This window comes from Variovorax palleresanus, from assembly GCF_051144945.1.
GTDB classification, from domain to species: domain Bacteria; phylum Pseudomonadota; class Gammaproteobacteria; order Burkholderiales; family Burkholderiaceae_C; genus Variovorax; species Variovorax paradoxus_S.
This window is the reverse complement of sequence record NZ_JBJNVP010000002.1, coordinates 187,787-202,273: the sequence shown is the minus strand read 5'-3', so window position 1 is coordinate 202,273 and position 14,487 is coordinate 187,787. Positions and strand designations below refer to the sequence as shown.

The 14,487-nt window shown below is 65.5% G+C and carries 15 protein-coding genes; 8 read left to right on the top strand and 7 right to left on the bottom strand.

What is annotated here, in order from left to right; genetic code table 11:
• Positions 1-4 precede the first annotated feature (4 nt).
• From kdoO to ACJ7Z0_RS04765, 3 genes are all read left to right on the top strand, one after another.
• Positions 5-874: a Kdo hydroxylase KdoO gene (gene kdoO, locus ACJ7Z0_RS04775; protein WP_434788913.1), complete on the top strand. Its 870-nt coding sequence runs from the start codon at positions 5-7 to the stop codon at positions 872-874.
• Between the two features lie 64 nt (positions 875-938).
• The gene (gene greA, locus ACJ7Z0_RS04770; RefSeq protein WP_093023583.1) at positions 939-1,415 is read left to right on the top strand and encodes a transcription elongation factor GreA; all 477 of its coding nucleotides are present in this window, start codon (positions 939-941) and stop codon (positions 1,413-1,415) included.
• A 10-nt stretch (positions 1,416-1,425) separates the two neighbouring features.
• Entirely contained in the window at positions 1,426-1,851 is a 426-nt protein-coding gene (locus ACJ7Z0_RS04765) for a DUF4149 domain-containing protein (protein WP_431131727.1), read from the top strand.
• 48 nt (positions 1,852-1,899) lie between these two features.
• Here ACJ7Z0_RS04765 and ACJ7Z0_RS04760 read toward each other — a convergent pair whose 3' ends face one another.
• Positions 1,900-2,619, bottom strand: a complete 720-nt coding sequence (locus ACJ7Z0_RS04760) for a glycosyltransferase (RefSeq protein WP_434788912.1) — start codon at positions 2,617-2,619, stop codon at positions 1,900-1,902.
• A 41-nt stretch (positions 2,620-2,660) separates the two neighbouring features.
• The gene (locus ACJ7Z0_RS04755) at positions 2,661-3,140 is read right to left on the bottom strand and encodes a YhbY family RNA-binding protein (protein WP_369655926.1); all 480 of its coding nucleotides are present in this window, start codon (positions 3,138-3,140) and stop codon (positions 2,661-2,663) included.
• Positions 3,141-3,230: 90 nt separating this feature from the next.
• Between ACJ7Z0_RS04755 and ACJ7Z0_RS04750 the strand changes: the two genes are divergently transcribed.
• The 5 genes from ACJ7Z0_RS04750 to ACJ7Z0_RS04730 all read left to right on the top strand — a co-directional run bounded on the left by ACJ7Z0_RS04750 (position 3,231) and on the right by ACJ7Z0_RS04730 (position 8,776).
• The gene (locus ACJ7Z0_RS04750; RefSeq protein WP_434788911.1) at positions 3,231-3,899 is read left to right on the top strand and encodes an RlmE family RNA methyltransferase; all 669 of its coding nucleotides are present in this window, start codon (positions 3,231-3,233) and stop codon (positions 3,897-3,899) included.
• A gap of 178 nt (positions 3,900-4,077) precedes the next feature.
• Complete coding sequence (gene ftsH, locus ACJ7Z0_RS04745) at positions 4,078-5,994, top strand: ATP-dependent zinc metalloprotease FtsH (protein WP_434788910.1); 1,917 nt, start codon at positions 4,078-4,080, stop codon at positions 5,992-5,994.
• A gap of 63 nt (positions 5,995-6,057) precedes the next feature.
• The gene (folP, locus tag ACJ7Z0_RS04740; protein WP_434788909.1) at positions 6,058-6,960 is read left to right on the top strand and encodes a dihydropteroate synthase; all 903 of its coding nucleotides are present in this window, start codon (positions 6,058-6,060) and stop codon (positions 6,958-6,960) included.
• Complete coding sequence (gene glmM, locus ACJ7Z0_RS04735; RefSeq protein WP_434788908.1) at positions 6,957-8,294, top strand: phosphoglucosamine mutase; 1,338 nt, start codon at positions 6,957-6,959, stop codon at positions 8,292-8,294. The genes folP and glmM overlap by 4 nt, the downstream gene beginning before the upstream one ends.
• A complete protein-coding gene (locus ACJ7Z0_RS04730; protein WP_431131713.1) occupies positions 8,291-8,776 on the top strand; it encodes a GNAT family N-acetyltransferase in 486 nt (161 codons plus the stop codon). Before glmM ends, ACJ7Z0_RS04730 begins: the two co-directional genes overlap by 4 nt.
• Before the next feature lie 80 nt (positions 8,777-8,856).
• Here the strand turns inward: ACJ7Z0_RS04730 and ACJ7Z0_RS04725 are convergent, their stop codons facing one another.
• From ACJ7Z0_RS04725 to ACJ7Z0_RS04705, 5 genes are read right to left on the bottom strand one after another with little or no spacing between them, the layout of a single operon-like run.
• Positions 8,857-10,128 carry an acyl-CoA dehydrogenase family protein gene (locus ACJ7Z0_RS04725; protein WP_434788907.1) on the bottom strand — a complete coding sequence of 424 codons (1,272 nt, stop codon included), beginning with the start codon at positions 10,126-10,128 and terminating at the stop codon, positions 8,857-8,859.
• 30 nt (positions 10,129-10,158) lie between these two features.
• On the bottom strand, positions 10,159-11,265 hold the full coding sequence (locus ACJ7Z0_RS04720; RefSeq protein ID WP_434788906.1) for a phosphotransferase: 1,107 nt from the start codon (positions 11,263-11,265) through the stop codon (positions 10,159-10,161).
• Position 11,266: 1 nt separating this feature from the next.
• Positions 11,267-11,986, bottom strand: coding sequence for a Crp/Fnr family transcriptional regulator (locus tag ACJ7Z0_RS04715; protein WP_369655934.1), 720 nt, complete (start codon positions 11,984-11,986; stop codon positions 11,267-11,269).
• Positions 11,987-12,045: 59 nt separating this feature from the next.
• On the bottom strand, positions 12,046-12,825 hold the full coding sequence (locus tag ACJ7Z0_RS04710; protein WP_434788905.1) for an oxepin-CoA hydrolase, alternative type: 780 nt from the start codon (positions 12,823-12,825) through the stop codon (positions 12,046-12,048).
• A 31-nt stretch (positions 12,826-12,856) separates the two neighbouring features.
• Positions 12,857-14,377 (bottom strand): 3-hydroxyacyl-CoA dehydrogenase, encoded by a 1,521-nt coding sequence (locus ACJ7Z0_RS04705; protein WP_434788904.1) that lies wholly within the window; start codon positions 14,375-14,377, stop codon positions 12,857-12,859.
• Between the last annotated feature and the right edge of the window lie 110 nt (positions 14,378-14,487).

Genomic DNA, 14,487 nt, shown 5'->3' with positions numbered 1-14,487 from the left:
CGCCATGGAAACCCAGCTGGTCGAACTGGACCTGGCCGACTGGAACGCGGCCACGCCCAACGAGGCGTGGATCGCGGCGCTCGAGGCCGGCAAGGTGCTGTACTTTCCGCGTCTGGGCTTCGAGCTGCTGCCGGAAGAGCGCAGCCTGCTGACGCCCAGCCTGCTGTCGCCCGACGTGCGCAACATCAGCCTCGATGCCAACGGCCACCTCAAGGGGGTGGCGGGCGACGAGCAGGTGCAGCGCGCAACTGCGGCGATGGTCGGGCGCTTTCGCACTCAGGCACAGCAACTCATCCATGGCCTGCTGCCGCACTACACGCCTGCCTTGCGACTGGCGCCGACCAGCTACCGGCCGGCCCAGGTCGAGACGCGCGTGCAGTCGTGGCGCGCCGATGACCGGCGCTTGCACGTCGATGCGTTTCCGTCGCGGCCCAACTATGGCGAGCGCATCCTGCGCGTGTTCACCAACGTCAACCCCGACGGCGCGCCGCGCGTGTGGCGCGTGGGCGAGCCCTTCGAAGACATTGCCAAGCGCTTTCTGCCGCGTGCCAAGACTTATGTGCGATGGCAGGCCAAGCTGCTGCAGGCGTTGCATGTGACCAAGTCGTTCCGCAGCGAATACGACCACCTGATGCTGCAGCTGCACGACGGCATGAAGTCAGACATGGCCTACCAGGAGAATTCACCGCAGGAGAAGGCGGAGTTCCCGCCAGGTTCGGTGTGGGTGTGCTTCTCCGACCAGACCTCGCACGCCGTCATGGCGGGGCAGTACATGCTCGAGCAGACCCTTCATCTGCCCGCGGCGAAGCAATACAATCCGGATTCGAGCCCGCTCGCCATCCTGAGCCGGCTGACCAGGCGCACCCTCGTCTGATCCTTTCCCCCAATCGACCGCCGAACGGCAGCGTTCGGCGGTTTCGCTTTATGGAGAACCAAACATGGCAACCATTCCAATTACCAAGCGCGGTGCCGAGAAACTGCGCGCTGAATTGCATCAGCTCAAGACCGTGGACCGCCCCTGGGTCATCAACGCGATTTCCGAGGCCCGTGCACAGGGCGACCTGAGCGAGAACGCCGAATACGAAGTCGCGAAAGACCGCCAGGGCTTCATCGAAGGCCGCATCCAGGAAGTCGAAGGCAAGCTTTCGGCAGCGCAGATCATCGACCCGACCGAGCTGGACGCGGGCGGCAAGGTGGTGTTCGGCTCCACGGTCGAGCTCGAGGAAGAAGAGTCGGGCGAAGGCGTCAAATACCAGATCGTCGGCGAGGACGAAGCCGACCTGAAGCTGGGCCTCATCAACATCTCCAGCCCGATCGCGCGTGCGCTCATCGGCAAGGAAGAGGGCGATGTGGCAGAAGTGCAGGCCCCGGGCGGCCTCAAGCGCTACGAGATCGTGGCGGTCCGCTACCTCTGATCCGCGCTGGATGAAAGACCGCCTCGCGCTGCTGCTGGCCGCCTTCTGGTGGGGCAGTCTCACGACAATCGGTTTCCTGGTGGTGCCGATGCTCTTCGCGAAGCTCGGCAATCCCGCGGTGGCCGGCAATTTTGCCGGCCAGCTGTTCGAGGCGCAGAGCTGGATCGCCATTGGCTGCGGCCTGCTCCTCCTGGTTCATTTCAGGACCAGGATGGACGACCGCATCGACAGCGCCTCGATGACCGCCATCTTCCTGATACTGGGTGCGTTGCTGCTGGCGCTGCTCCAGCAATATGCCGTGGCGCCGCGCATTCTGGCGCGCGACAACCTCAAGCTGTGGCACGCCGTGGGAAGCGGGATGTACCTGGTTCAATGGCTCTGTGCTGGTGCGCTGCTCTGGCGCATGGGCGCTGCCAGGGCGCCCACGGCAGACTGAAGCGGGGCGGCAGGACCGCCTGCCTGTCCCGTCCGTCAACCGTTCATTTCATTCTTTCCAGAACTTCGCGACCCAGTTCGCAGGCCGGATGAAGCGGAAAGCCCGGTTGCGCCGGCCCGCGAGTGCATCCGGAGGGTTGCATTCGCCATGGAACACCATGATGCGTGCGCCCTCGGGCACGAAGGGCTCTTCCCAGTAGTTGGTCGGCCACATGGGAATGCCGTGGTACTTGAAGCTCGGGCACCAGGCCGCGGGCCAGTAGGAGAGCTTGCCCTGCTTGTGCAGCATGTCGGACAGGTAGGCCTGTTCGTTGCGGTATTCGGCCTGCACCTTGTCCATGTTGTCGCGAAAATACGCCAGCACGTCGGCATGGGCGCCCAGCTCGAAACGGTACACCGATGAATTTCCCGTGATCCGCTCGCGGCGCCAGGGGCGTGCGTAGTCGTGAATGATCAGGAATTCGCCGGACTGCTCGAAGAAGGCGTCGAGGCTGCCCACGACAACCACGTCGACGTCCAGGAACAGGGCGGTGCCGCGCAGGCCGTGCAGGTCCTTTTCGAAGGTCGTGAGCTTCTTCCATGCGCCGTCGCGCTGGCCCGGCGCCAGCTGGAGGTTCAGCGGCGGGATCGGCAGGCACGTCACTTCGGGGCGGATGCCGTTGCCGTCGTCCGTCAGGCACACGAACTTGAAGTCGCCGCTGAGATTGCGGCGCACCATCGCGTAGAGGCGGTTGACGTATTCGGGGCCGTATTTGGTGCCCCACTTCATGCAGAGAATGTGGCGCTGGACGCCTTGCGCTGCCACCAAGTTCAGTCTGCCTGATTGCGTTTCTTGGCCGAGAGCGGGCGCTTCGCCTTGGCGCGCTTGATGGTGCCGCCGGGGGTGAGGCGCTGGTTGCCGAGCACGCGCAGGGTCTTGATTTCGGGGCGCTGGCCTCCGCGCTTGCTGTACTTCAGCACCTTGATGTCGCGCGGGCCGGGCATGCGGTCTTCATCGACCACACGCTCCTTTTCGGGCTTGGGGCGCCACAGCACCAGCAGCTTGCCGATGTGCTGGATGGGCGCTGCGTCGAGCTCCTCGGCCAGTTCGCGCAGCATGGCGTCGCGGGCCAGGCGGTCGTCGGAAAAGACGCGGACCTTGATCAGGCCATGGGCCTTGAGCGCCGCGTCGGCTTCCTTTTTCACGGCAGGGGTGAGCCCGTCTCCACCGACCATGACGATCGGATCCAGGTGGTGAGCTTCGGCGCGGTGCACCTTGCGCTCGGCAGGGGTAAGTTGAATGGCGGGCATCCCCGTATTATCGAGGGTAGAAAGCAACCTCTCGAAACGCCGGGCCGCTTCCAAGGCGAATACCGCAGCGCGAAGCACGAGAGGGTCCCCATGAGCACCAAGGCGAAAAGCAAAAAAGTCAACAAGGCGTGGCTGCACGACCACATCAACGACCCGTACGTCAAACTGGCCACGCGGGAGGGGTACCGCGCACGCGCCGCCTACAAGCTCAAGGAAATCGACGAATCGCTGGGCCTCGTCAGGCCGGGCCAGCTCGTGGTCGACCTGGGCTCCACGCCCGGTGCCTGGAGCCAGTACCTGCGGCGGCGGATGTCCCCTGACGGCGCTGCGGCCGGCGAGCTGAACGGCACCATCATCGCGCTCGACATGCTGCCGATGGAACCGATCGAGGGCGTGACCTTCCTGCAGGGCGACTTCCGCGAGGCGGAGTTGCTCGAACAGGTGCTGGGCGTCCTGGCGGGCCGCAAGGCCGACCTGGTGGTGTCCGACATGGCTCCCAACCTGTCGGGCATCCATTCGGCCGACGCCGCACGCGTGGCCCACCTGATCGAGCTTGCAATCGACTTCGCCCGGCATCATCTGAAGCCCGAAGGGGCGCTGGTCGCCAAGCTTTTCCATGGCAGCGGCTATGACGAGCTGGTGAAGCTGTTCAAGGCGAATTTCCGCACGGTGAAGCCTTTCAAACCCAAGGCTTCGCGCGACAAATCGTCCGAAACCTTTCTCGTCGGCATGGGTCTGAAAGCCCAGGAAACGCCTTGATACCTTGACGCCGGAGGCCCCGGCAGGGCGCCAATGGGGCGCAAACCCTTGTCAAGCTATGGCTGCTTTAGGGAAATGCCCGCTTTTCGTAGCTTGAAAAGCCTAAAATGGGGCGCAATTGCGTATCCATAGCGCGTTCTTTCACAATCTTGTCACGCGCTTTCGACTGGAGCTTCGTTTGAACAATCAGTGGTTTTCCAAAGTTGCCGTATGGCTCGTCATTGCCATGGTGTTGTTCACTGTGTTCAAGCAGTTCGACACCCGTGGCGGGGTCGGCTCAGGGGCGGTGAGCTATTCGGAGTTCCTGGACCAGGTCCGGAACAACCAGATCAAGAGTGCCGTCATCCCTGAAGGTGCCGGCGGCGGTGAAATCGTGGCCGTCACCAATGACGATCGCAAGATCCGCACAACCGCAACCGTGCTCGACCGCGGTCTGGTGGGCGACCTGATCGACCATAACGTCAAGTTCGACGTCAAGCCGCGCGAAGAGGGCTCGCTCCTCATGACGCTCCTGGTGAGCTGGGGCCCGATGCTGCTCTTGATCGGCGTCTGGATCTACTTCATGCGCCAGATGCAGGGCGGCGGCAAAGGCGGGGCGTTCAGCTTCGGCAAGAGCAAGGCCCGCATGATGGACGAAAACAACAACACGGTTACCTTTGCCGACGTCGCGGGCTGCGACGAGGCCAAGGAAGAAGTCCGTGAAGTCGTCGACTTCCTCAAGGACCCGCAGCGCTTCCAGAAACTGGGCGGCCGCATTCCGCGTGGCCTGCTGCTGGTCGGCCCTCCGGGTACCGGCAAGACCTTGCTGGCCAAGTCGATTGCCGGCGAAGCCAAGGTTCCGTTCTTCTCGATCTCGGGTTCCGACTTCGTTGAAATGTTCGTCGGCGTGGGCGCTGCCCGCGTGCGCGACATGTTCGAGAACGCCAAGAAGAACGCTCCCTGCATCATCTTCATCGACGAAATCGATGCGGTGGGTCGCCAGCGCGGTGCCGGCCTGGGTGGCGGCAACGACGAACGCGAACAGACCTTGAACCAGATGCTGGTCGAGATGGACGGTTTCGAAACCAACCTCGGCGTGATCGTGGTGGCTGCCACCAACCGCCCGGACATCCTGGACGCCGCCTTGCTGCGACCGGGCCGTTTCGACCGCCAGGTGTATGTCACGCTGCCCGACATTCGCGGCCGCGAGCAGATCCTCGGCGTGCACATGCGCAAGGTGCCACTGGGCCAAGACGTGAACCCGAGCGTCATCGCGCGCGGCACGCCCGGCATGTCTGGCGCCGACCTGGCCAACCTTTGTAATGAAGCCGCCCTGATGGCTGCACGCCGCAATGCGCGCGTGGTCGAAATGCAGGACTTCGAGAAGGCCAAGGACAAGATCTTCATGGGCCCCGAGCGCAAGAGCATGGTCATGCCCGAGGAAGAGCGCCGCAACACGGCCTACCATGAGTCCGGCCACGCCCTTATCGGCAAGCTGCTGCCCAAGTGCGACCCGGTCCACAAGGTCACCATCATTCCTCGCGGCCGCGCCCTGGGCGTGACCATGAGCCTGCCGGCGCAAGACCGCTACAGCTACGACCGCGAGTACATGCTGAACCAGATCAGCATGCTGTTCGGCGGCCGCATTGCCGAAGAAGTGTTCATGCACCAGATGACCACCGGCGCCAGCAACGACTTCGAGCGCGCGACCTCCATCGCTCGCGACATGGTCACGCGCTACGGCATGACCGACGCGCTGGGCCCGATGGTCTACGCCGAGAACGAAGGCGAAGTGTTCCTCGGCCGCTCGGTCACCAAGACCACGAACATGAGCGAACAGACCATGGAAAAGGTCGACGCCGAGGTGCGCCGCATCATCGACGAGCAGTACGCCCAGGCGCGCCGCCTCATCGAGGAAAACAGCGAGAAGATGCACGCCATGGCCAAGGCCCTGCTCGAATGGGAAACCATCGACACCGAGCAGCTCGACGACATCATGGCCGGCCGCGCCCCGCGTCCGCCCAAGGACTGGACGCCGCGCATCCCGCCGTCGGGCAGTGGCGGCAGCGGCGGCACGCCAGCCGTCAATCCGGATCCGGCGCCCACAGTTGCCTGAAGTGCATCCGGCGTCAAACAGCAACGGGGCCCTGGGCCCCGTTTTCGATGAAGGTGCCGCAGCATGACGACGCCTCACGCACCGGTCTGGCAGACCGCGCGTTTCGCAATCGATCTCGCGCAGCCGCGCGTGATGGGCATCGTCAATGTCACCCCCGATTCCTTCTCCGACGGCGGAGCGCATGCCTCCACCGAGGCCGCGCTGCGCCATTGCGAGCAGCTGCTGAAAGAGGGCGCCGACATCCTCGACGTCGGCGGCGAATCGACCCGCCCGGGCAGCCCGGCCGTGCCGCTCGACGCCGAGCTGGCGCGCGTGCTGCCCGTGGTCCGGGAGGCGGTCAAGTTGAACGTGCCCGTCTCCGTCGATACCTACAAGCCGGAAGTCATGCGCGCGGTACTCGAACTGGGCGCCGACATCGTCAACGACGTCTGGGCGCTGCGGCAGCCCGGTGCGCGCGAAGCCGTGGCTGCGCATCCTTCGTGCGGCGTCTGCCTGATGCACATGCACCGGGATCCGCAAACCATGCAGGCCGCGCCGATGCAGGGTGACGTGGTGCCCGCGGTGCTGTCGTTCTGGGCGGAGCAGCTGGCGCAATTGCAGGCGCTGAAGATCGATCCTTCGCGGATCACGCTCGACCCAGGCATCGGCTTCGGCAAGACCGTGGCGCAGAATTTTGTCCTGCTGGCACGCCAGCGCGAGTTGCTCGGAGCCGGCTATCCGCTGCTGCTGGGCTGGTCCCGCAAGTCGTCGATCGGCGCCGTGAGCGGCATCGAGATTGCCAGCGGACGCATGGTGCCCAGCGTGGTGGCAGCGGTGCTCGCAGTAGAGCGGGGCGCGGCCGTCGTGCGGGTGCACGATGTGCGCGAAACGGTGTCGGCACTCGCCGTATGGCGCGCCATGAAGGCCGAAGAGCCGCATCCCGATTTGCAAGTTTCACAAGATCAACAACAAGAGGAGATCCCGTGACCCGAAAATACTTTGGCACCGACGGCATCCGCGGTACGGTCGGCCAGTCGCCCATCACACCCGACTTCGTTCTGCGCCTCGCGCATGCCGTGGGCCGCGTGCTCAAGAGGAGCCAGTCGCGCCCCACGGTGCTGATCGGCAAGGACACCCGCATCTCGGGCTACATGCTCGAAAGCGCGCTCGAGTCGGGCTTCAATTCCGCGGGCGTCGACGTGGTGCTGCTGGGCCCGCTGCCGACCCCCGGCGTGGCGTACCTGACGCGCGCGCAGCGTGCGAGCCTGGGCGTGGTGATCAGCGCCAGCCACAACGCCTACCCGGACAACGGCATCAAGTTTTTCAGCGCACAGGGAACCAAGCTCGACGACGAGTGGGAGCTTGCGGTAGAGGCCGCGCTCGAGGAGGCTCCTGTGTGGGCAACCTCTGCCGAACTCGGCAAGGCCCGCCGGCTGAACGACGCGCCAGGCCGCTACATCGAGTTCTGCAAGAGCACTTTCGCCAACGACCTGACGCTGCGCGACATGAAGCTGGTGATCGACGCGGCGCATGGCGCGGCCTACCAGGTGGCGCCTAACGTTTTCCACGAACTGGGCGCCGAGGTCACCAGCATCGGCTGTACGCCCGACGGGCTCAACATCAACAACGGCTTTGGCGCCACCCATCCGGCAGCGCTGGTGGCGGCCGTGACCGAGCAGAAGGCCGACTACGGCATCGCCCTCGACGGCGACGCCGACCGCCTGCAGCTCGTCGACGCGAGCGGGCGTCTCTTCAACGGCGACGAACTGCTCTACCTGATGGTGACCGAGCGCATCGCGCGCGGCGAAAAGCCCGTGGGCGTGGTCGGCACGCTGATGACCAACAAGGCCGTCGAGGTGGCGCTGCGCGGCCAGGGCATCGAGTTCGTGCGCGCCAAGGTGGGCGACCGCTACGTGCTCGAAGAGCTCGACAAGCGCGGCTGGCTGCTGGGCGGCGAGGGCTCGGGCCATCTGCTGGTGCTCGACCGCCACACCACCGGCGACGGGATCGTGAGTGCGCTGCAGGTGCTGCAGGCTTGCGTGCGCAGCGGCAAGACCGTGGCGCAATTGCTTTCGGATCTCACACTGTTCCCCCAGGTCCTGATCAATGTCCGACTGGCGCCCGGCCAGGACTGGAAGAACAACGACGCCCTGGCAAGCGAAACCCAGCGTACCGAAGCCGAACTCGGCGATGGCGGCCGCGTGCTGATTCGCGCAAGCGGCACCGAGCCGCTGGTGCGCGTGATGGTCGAAGCGCGCGACGCGAAGCAGGCCGAAGCGTGCGCGAAACGCCTTGCGGCAACCCTCGAGCCCGCGCGTTGACGGCCATCGAAGTCGTCTTGGCGGATTACCGCAATGCCGCGCACGCGGCCGCGCTGGTCGATCTGCTCGACGCCTATGCGCGCGATCCCGCCGGCGGCGGCACGCCACTCGAAGCCAGCGTGCGCGCCGGCCTGCCCGCGGCACTGGCCGCGCGGCCGCAAGCCTTCAGCGTGCTGGCGTACGACGGCGCACAGCCCGTCGGTCTCGTCAACTGCATCGAAGGCTTCTCGACTTTTGCCTGCCGCCCACTGGTCAACGTGCACGACGTGGTCGTCCTGCCCAGCCATCGCGGCCAGCGCGTGGCGCAGCGCATGTTCGCGCGAGTGGAGCAGGAGGCGAGGGCGCGTGGCGCCTGCAAGCTGACGCTCGAAGTGCTCTCAGGCAATGAGCCTGCGCTGCGCAGCTACGAGCGTGAAGGATTCATCGGCTATCAGCTTGATCCGGCGTTTGGACACGCGGTGTTTCTGCAGAAGAAGCTCTGAACGTAAAAAGGGCCGAGGCGCGTTTGGCGCCGTCGGCCCTCACCCTAATCCTCTCCCGGAGGGAGAGGGAACAAGACAAATCAGAAACGCGTGACCGGCATTTCGGCATCGGCCTTGTTCGGCGAATACTTGCCCAGTTCCCACTTGGCAATCGCGTTGCGGTGCACTTCGTCCGGGCCGTCCGCAAAACGGAGCGTGCGCGCACCGGCGTAGGCGTAGGCGAGCGGAAAGTCGTCGCTCATGCCGCCGCCGCCATGCACCTGCATGGCCCAGTCGATCACCTGGCAGGCCATGCTCGGCGCGACCACCTTGATCATTGCGATCTCGTTCTTCGCAACCTTGTTGCCGGCCACGTCCATCAGCCATGCGGCCTTGAGCGTGAGCAGGCGCGCCATGTCGATCTTGCAGCGCGCTTCGGCGATGCGTTCCTGCGTCACGGTCTGGGACGCAACCGTCTTGCCGAAAGCCACGCGCGAGGAGGCGCGCCTGCACATGAGTTCGAGCGCGCGCTCGGCCAGGCCGATGAGGCGCATGCAGTGGTGAATGCGTCCCGGGCCGAGGCGGCCCTGAGCAATTTCGAAGCCGCGGCCTTCGCCGAGCAGCATGTTGTCGGCAGGCACGCGCACGTTCTCGAAGTACATCTCGACGTGGCCGTGCGGCGCATCGTCGTAGCCCATCACGTTGAGCGGGCGCACGATGCGGATGCCTTTGGCGTCAGCCGGCACGATGATCATGCTCTGCTGCGAATGCCTGGGCGCGTCAGGGTCGCTCTTGCCCATGGTGATGAACACGGCGCAACGCGGGTCGGCAGCGCCCGAAATCCACCACTTGTGGCCGTTGATCACGTACTCGTCGCCCTGGCGTTCGATGCGGGTCGAGATGTTGGTGGCGTCGCTCGATGCGACGTCCGGCTCGGTCATCGCGAAGGCCGAGCGGATCTGGCCTTCGAGCAGCGGCTTGAGCCAGCGCGCCTTGATGGCTTCGGAGCCGTAGCGGGCAATGGTCTCCATGTTGCCGGTGTCCGGCGCCGAGCAGTTGAAGGCTTCCGAGGCCCATGGCACACGGCCCATGATTTCGGCCAGCGGTGCGTATTCCTGGTTCGTGAGGCCGGCGCCTTCGTAGCCCGAGGCGGAGGCACTGTCGACCGGCAGGAACAGGTTCCACAGCCCCTGGGCCTTGGCTTTTTCCTTCACCTTCTCAACCGTCTTGAGCGCGGTCCAGCGCTTGCCGGCGGCCGTGTTGGCGGCCAGTTCGGCCGAATACTCGGCTTCGGCCGGATAGATGTGCGCGTCCATGAACGCGCTCACGCGCTTCTGGAGTTCCTTGGTTTTTGCCGAGTATTCGAAGTCCATCGTTTGTCTCCTGGTGGGGGTGTGAGGCAGCTACGCCTTTTGGGCAAACTGCCAGGCCATTTCGGCCATCGGTCGCGCGCCGCGGGCGGAGGCCACGGCTTGCTCGCTTGAAGCGGTACCGGCTTCGACCCGCTTGGCAATGCCTTGCAGGATCGCGGCCATGCGGAACAGGTTGTAGGCCTGGTAGAAATTCCAGTCGGGCGCCAGCGCCTCGGGCGTGGTGATGCGCGTGCGCTCGCAGTAGCGGCGGATGTATTCGCTCTCGGTGGGAATGCCCAGCGCCGCGACATCCACGCCGCCGATGCCGCGGCCGGTGGTGGGGGGCATGTGCCAGGACATGCAGTGGTAGCTGAAGTCCGCCAGGGGATGGCCCAACGTGGAGAGCTCCCAGTCGAGCACCGCGATGATCCGCGGCTCGGTGGCGTGGAACATCACGTTGTCCAGGCGATAGTCGCCATGGACGATCGAGACTTTGCTTTCGTCGCGCGCGCTCGCCGGCATGTGGGCGGGGAGCCAGTCGATCAGGCGCTCCATGGCCTCGATCGGCTGCGACAGTTCGCCGGCGCCATCGGTCGAAGCCTTGTACTGCTTGCTCCAGCGGCCGATCTGGCGCTCGAAGTAGTTGCCGGGCTTGCCGTAGTCGGCCAGGCCGCGCTCGGCGAACTTCACGGTGTGCAGCGCCGCAATGACGCGGTTCATTTCGTCGTAGATGGCCGCGCGCTCGGCATTGTCCATGCCGGGCAGCGACTGGTCCCAGAGCACGCGGCCCTGCATGAACTCCATCACGTAGAAGGCGCGGCCGATGACGGATTCGTCCTCGCACAGGCAGTGCATGCGCGGCACGGGCACGTCGGTGCCGGCAAGGCCGCTCATGACCTTGAATTCGCGCTCCACCGCATGGGCCGAGGGCAGCAGCTTGGCGACCGGCCCAGGCTTGGCGCGCATCACGTAGCTCTGTGTGGGCGTGACGAGCTTGTAGGTCGGATTCGACTGGCCACCCTTGAACATCTCGACCTCAAGCGGACCCTTGAAACCGTCGAGGTTCTTCTCGAGCCAGGCCGCGAGCGCGTCGACGTCGAAGGCGTGCTGCTGCGAAACTGCCCGGGTGCCGATGAAGTTGGAGAAGTCCTGGCTCATGTCAGATATCCGCTTCGGAGACGCGCATCAGTGCCACGCGGTCGAGGACCACGAGGCCACCCGGCTCGATGCGGATGGTGCCCTCGCGTTCCATGGTCTTGAGTTCCTGGTTGACGCGCTGGCGCGATGCGCCAAGCAGCTGCGCCAGTTCTTCCTGCGCAAGCTGCAGCCCGATGCGCATCTGGCTGCCGTCTTCCAGATTGGGCACGCCGTAGCTGCGCACCAGGTGAATGAGCTGCTTGGCCAGCCGCGCGCGCAAGGGCAGGGTGTTGAGGTCTTCCACCAGCCCGAAGAGTGTGCGGATGCGGCGCGCCTGCAGACGCATGAGCGCTTCGTACAGCTCCACGTGCGTGGCCAGGATCTTCTGGAAATCGGCCCGCGCCACACAGAGGATGGTGGTTTCCCCATGCGCATAGGCGTCGTGGGTGCGCCGGTCCCCGTCGAACATCGCCACGTCGCCGAACCAGATGCCCGGCTCCACGTAGGTCAGCGTCACCTGCTTGCCCGATACGGCCGTGGAACTGACGCGCACCGCGCCCTTGGCGCAGGCAATCCAGTGGTCGGGAGGATCGCCGCGGGCGGCGATCAGGTCGCCGTCCTTGTAGCGTTTGACGAAAGCGCATCGGAGAATGTCGTGCCGCAGCGAGGGAGATAGAGAAGAAAACCAGCGACCACTGTTGATCGCTTCACGTTCTTCGATGGTAAGAATGGGGTCGTCCATTGGTCTGTCCTGTCGGCGACTGAAATGCTGGAGGGTGTCACGAGAGCGACGTAATGCCGTTACTCGTACTGCGGAGGCTTCTTCTCGAGAAACGCGGCAATGCCGATGCCGGCGTTCGGATGATGCAGGTTGCGCACGAAGTGGTCGCGCTCCTGCGATAGCTGCGATGCGAACGTGGTGCCGCGCGCCTCGCTCAGCAGCTCCTTGATGCTGGCAAGCGAGTTTGGCGCGCGAGCGTTGAGCCGGGTTGCCAGCGCCAACGCGCTGGCGAGCGCCTGGCCGTTTTCGCTCAGTTCATTGACGAGCCCCAGCGCATGCAGCCGTGGCGCGCCGATGCGTTCGCCGCACATCAGCCATTCGCTCGCCAGCTGGCGCGGCAAGGCCTGGCCCAGGTGCCAGCTCAGGCCGCCGTCGGGCGACAGTGCGACGTTGCTGTAGGACGCCGCAAAAACCGCATCGCGTGCGGCCACGACGAAATCGCAGGCCAATGCGAGCGAGAAACCTGCGCCTGCCGCCGCGCCCTCGACTGCCGCGATGATCGGCTTGGGGAAGGCACGGATGGAATCGATCCAGTTGTGCAGGCCCTCGATGCTTTCGGCCTGCACCGAAGGGTCGCGCTGGCGGTTGTCGGATAGCCGCTGCAGCGAGCCTCCGGCGCAGAACCATGCGCCTTCGCCCACGATGACGACGCTGCGGATCTCCTCGCTGCTCTCGGCGCCGTTGAGCGCCTCGATGCCCGCGGCGTAGATCTCGGGGCCCAGCGCATTGCGCTGGGTCGGGTTGGCGATGGTGAGCACCATGGTGCGTCCCTCGCTGGTGCTCTTCAGTTCGGCGGTCATCGCTGTGATGCTTTCGTTGGGGTTGGCTTGTTTATTCTTCTTCGTGCAGCAGGCTCAGGCCCAGCGCGCCGCGGCGGCGCAGCCACGGGCTCGGGCGATAGCGCGGATCGCCGTAGACGGTCTGCAGGTTGAACAGCACCTCGAGCATGTTGGTGGGGCCATACAGGTTGCCCATGGCCAGCGGGCCGCGCGGGTAACCCAGCCCCAGCTGAACCGCGGTTTCGAGATCAGCCGGTGAGCAGACGCGCTGCTGGCACATGTCGGCGGCAATGTTCACGATGTTGCCGATCACGCGCTGCGTGACGAAGCCGCCGCTGTCGCGGATCACGCTCACGGCCTTGCCGTCGCGTGCGAAGAGGGCGTGCGCCACATCGCGGATGTCGCGCCGCGTGGCCGGGTTGGTGGCGAGCACGCGGCGCTTGGTGGCGGCATCGTCGATCAGCATGTCGATGCCGACGGTGCGCGTGGCATCCAGGCGCTCGACAGCGGCCACCGTGGTCACGTCGAAGCCCAGCGGCGCCACCAGGATGAGCGACGTGGGCGCGGCCGTGGCACCGCTGTCGATCTGGGCGCCCAAGGCGTTGACCAGCCGCAGCAACTCGGCCCGGCGCGCGGCGCGGGGCGAGACCCAGACGGAAGGCAGCTCGGAGAGCGTGGGCGGTGCGGCTTCGGGAACCTGCTGCATCACGCCGTCGTTGTAGCTGTAGAAGCCTTCGTTGGTCTTGCGGCCCAGCACGCCCGCCGCAAGGCGCTGGGCCGTGATCACGCTGGGTCGGAAGCGCGGCTCCTCGTAGTACTGGTGATAGATCGACTCCATCACCGGGTGCGACACGTCGAGCGCCGTCAGGTCCAGCAGCTCGAACGGGCCCAGGCGAAAGCCGGCCTGCTCCTTGAGGATGCGGTCGACGGTGGCGAAGTCGGCCACGCCTTCTCCCACGATGCGCAGTGCCTCGGTGCCGTAGCCGCGCCCGGCGTGGTTGACGATGAAGCCCGGCGTGTCCTGCGCCTGCACGGCGCTATGGCCCATCTGCACCGCATAGCCGGCAAGCTGTTTGCAGACTTCGGTGGAGGTCTTGAAGCCGGCCACCACCTCGACCACCTTCATCAGCGGCACGGGGTTGAAGAAGTGAAAGCCCGCCACGCGCTCCGGCTGCCTGAGCCCGGCCGCAATGGCGGTGACCGACAGCGACGAGGTGTTGGTGGCGAGCGTGGCCGTGGGCGCGACCACCGATTCGAGTTCGCGGAACAGCGAGCGCTTGACCTCGAGGTCTTCGACCACCGCTTCGATCACGAGGTCGCACTGGGCCAGGGCCGCAACCGAATCGACCGCCTTGACGCGGGCGATCTGGGCATCGCGCGCCGCGGCGTCGATCTTGCCCTTCTCGTGCAGCTTGTTCCATTGGGCCGCGAGGGCTTCACGCCCGCGTTCGGCCGCGCCTGCAAAACTGTCGAGCAGCAGCACTTCGCTGCCCGCCTGGGCAGCGATCTGGGCGATGCCTCGACCCATGGCGCCGGCGCCGACGACGCCGATCCGGGTGTAGTTCACTGTCATTGAAAAAGATTTTCGCTGGTTGATGGGTCCGGGCCTGCTTGCAGGCGCCGGGCCCGGAGTTGCGCAGCCTTCGATTTTGCAGCCACGGGCCTCGGGGGCGTGCCGGGTTT